Source organism: Prevotella sp. CAG:592 (genome assembly GCF_000436015.1).
Classification (GTDB): domain Bacteria; phylum Bacteroidota; class Bacteroidia; order Bacteroidales; family Bacteroidaceae; genus Prevotella; species Prevotella pectinovora.
Genome location: NZ_FR892595.1, coordinates 15,066 through 17,539 on the forward strand (window position 1 = coordinate 15,066; position 2,474 = coordinate 17,539).

At 48.6% G+C, this 2,474-nt stretch carries 3 protein-coding genes; all 3 read right to left on the reverse strand.

Annotation, left to right across the window (positions count from 1 at the left end):
- Positions 1 to 131: 131 nt before the first annotated feature.
- A complete protein-coding gene (locus QVO99_RS07610) occupies positions 132 to 614 on the reverse strand; it encodes a C-GCAxxG-C-C family protein (RefSeq protein ID WP_022317015.1) in 483 nt (160 codons plus the stop codon).
- A gap of 192 nt (positions 615 to 806) precedes the next feature.
- Positions 807 to 1,631, reverse strand: coding sequence for an ADP-ribosylglycohydrolase family protein (locus QVO99_RS07615; RefSeq protein ID WP_022317016.1), 825 nt, complete (start codon positions 1,629 to 1,631; stop codon positions 807 to 809).
- 22 nt (positions 1,632 to 1,653) lie between these two features.
- Entirely contained in the window at positions 1,654 to 2,346 is a 693-nt protein-coding gene (locus QVO99_RS07620) for an NUDIX hydrolase (RefSeq protein WP_022317017.1), read from the reverse strand.
- Positions 2,347 to 2,474: the final 128 nt, after the last annotated feature.

Sequence of the window (2,474 nt, forward strand, 5' to 3'; positions counted from 1 at the left end):
GGAGTCTGAACTCGACAAATAAAAATGGCACGCCATCATTCGGCGTGCCATTTTTATTTGAATCCCAACCGGTCATTAGCTGAAACAGATTGTCCGTCTAACCCAAGCAAGTTCTGATGAGCGATTAGGGTTTAAGCCTCTTGCCCTTTCTTCTCCAGATAGTCGGCGAATATTCTTGCGGCACTTTCCACCTTTGCCGCACAAGGACGCTTCTTGTAGTATTCTGCCGTGCGCTCCGAAGCCACATAGCTGTTTGCAGCCTTCTCGTAGCCTTTCAGTCCGAGGATTTCGGCACAGATTATAGAACCGTTCTGCTGCTTTGATTCTTCGAGCAGCTGCTGCACAATCTTGTAGCAATGTGATTTTCCCTCGTTGTCAGCGCCCTCGGTCTGTCCTTCTTCCAGACCAATGAGCATCACCAGTCCCGACACAGCGCCACACATCATGCGCATCTTGCCTACTCCGCCACCGAATCCTGCAGCGATTTTCAGAGCCAGTTTCTCGTCGAGTCCATAGATGTCAGCAAAAGCAGCCACCACACTCTGACAGCAGCCATAGCCCTGCATAAAATAGTCAACGGCACGATTTACGCGTGCTTCCAATTCTTCTTTCATGTTTATTGTTTTGTTTAAAGTTTTGTTTTTCTTATAAAAAGTCTGCAAATGTATTGTTTTATTTCGGAAAAGACTATACGTCTGTTATAAAAAACGGTTACTCCCCAACAGTCTGATGCCCGATTTGTGGTATACAAATATCTGCCAGCTTTTCTATTACATTGTCTAACTGCTCCCGATAAATCAGTCCTTCTACATATTCTTCCGGGATGGCACTGTAACCAAATATCGCTCCCAGTCTTTCAGCACTTTGAGCATGTCGTCTGGCAGATAGCCCAAAGCGTTTCTCCGCATCTCTTCGGGAATCGGCCATATTGCCTCTGCTATACTTCCCACTATGGCACCGAGGGTATCGGCATCCGCCCCAAGAGAAACGGCAGTGCGGATGGCATCCTCAAAGTTGACGCTCTTGCTTATGATGCATAATGCCACTGGAACGGTTCCCTGACAAGTCTCGTCAAACCTGTTCAATACAGACTCTCGACGTATATTGATATCGTAGCCAGAGAATTCCACGCATGGAGCTATCACCTTCTCCATCATCTCGCCATGAAGAACAGGTTCTCCTTGATGACACCTGCGCAGCTTCAATGCCAGATGTATGGCAAGGGCTACGGTCTGTGCGCCCTTGACGCCTTCAGGATGGTTGTGTGTGCAGGCTGCCGACTGTTCTGCATTGGCAAGCACACTCTCTTCGTCGTCGAATGCCCACCCTATGGCACTCACTCTCATCGCCGCTCCATTGCCATAAGACCCATAGGGCTGTGGCTCGTCGCTTCTCACCCACGCATTGAAACTGCCTCCATAGCTACCCATAGGGGTTGGATAGCGCCTGCACCATTCATGGAGCGCCGCTCCGTAGCTCTTCTGATGCATTATGGCATCTGCCACGGCGATAGTGCAGATGGTATCGTCGGTAAAGTCGTTCTTGTCGGAAAACAACTCGAAATTATAATCATTGGTGGAGAAAAACTCCCAACGGCTACCGACAATGTCGCCGATTATCGCTCCTAACATAGTATATTAATCGTTGTGTATTTTAAAATTCCAGCCGGAATCCTTTCTGCTTCAATTCTTTGTATTTGTCCTCATTGAAACTGAAGAGGAAAGCCTTGCGCTTTGGCGTAGGCCACACCGTCTCGTCGAGTTGTGTGAGGATGTCGAGATGCAGCATCTTCTTGGCAAAGTTGCGGCGGTCGAAATGCACGCCGAGGATTGCTTCGTATAGCAGCTGCAGTTCCTTGAGCGTGAATTTTTCGGGCAGCAGGTCAAAGCCTATGGGCTGGAAGTGGATTCGCTCGCGCAATTTGCTCATCGCCATGCGCAGGATGCTCTCGTGGTCGAATGCCAACTGCGGGATTTCATCCATTGAAAACCACTGTGCCTTGGCAGCATCATCGCCTCCCTTCACCTCTTCCGTCTTCACCAGGGCAAGAAAGGCGATGGAGATGACGCGCTCTCGTGGGTCGCGGTTGGGCGAACTGAAGCAGTGGAACTGTTCCAGATAGGTGGCTGTCAGGTTTGTCTCTTCCTTCAGTTCTCTCATAGCTCCCTCTTCGGCGCTCTCGTCCATCTTCAGAAAACCGCCAGGGAACGCCCATTTCCCCTTGAATGGGTCGATGCCGCGCTGTATGAGCAGGATTTTGAGTTTCATTCCGTCGAAGCCGAAAATCACGCAGTCTGTAGCGACTGCCGGATGTGGATATTTGTAGCTATACATTTTCTCTTCCATTTTCTCGATTGTTTTATGTACCTCTTACATCCTTGTGTAAGTTTTACGCCGCAAAGATAATCACTTTTAGTATAAGCTCCAAATGTTATAGTAAAAATCGAGCAAAAGACACCTTATAAAAAACAAAA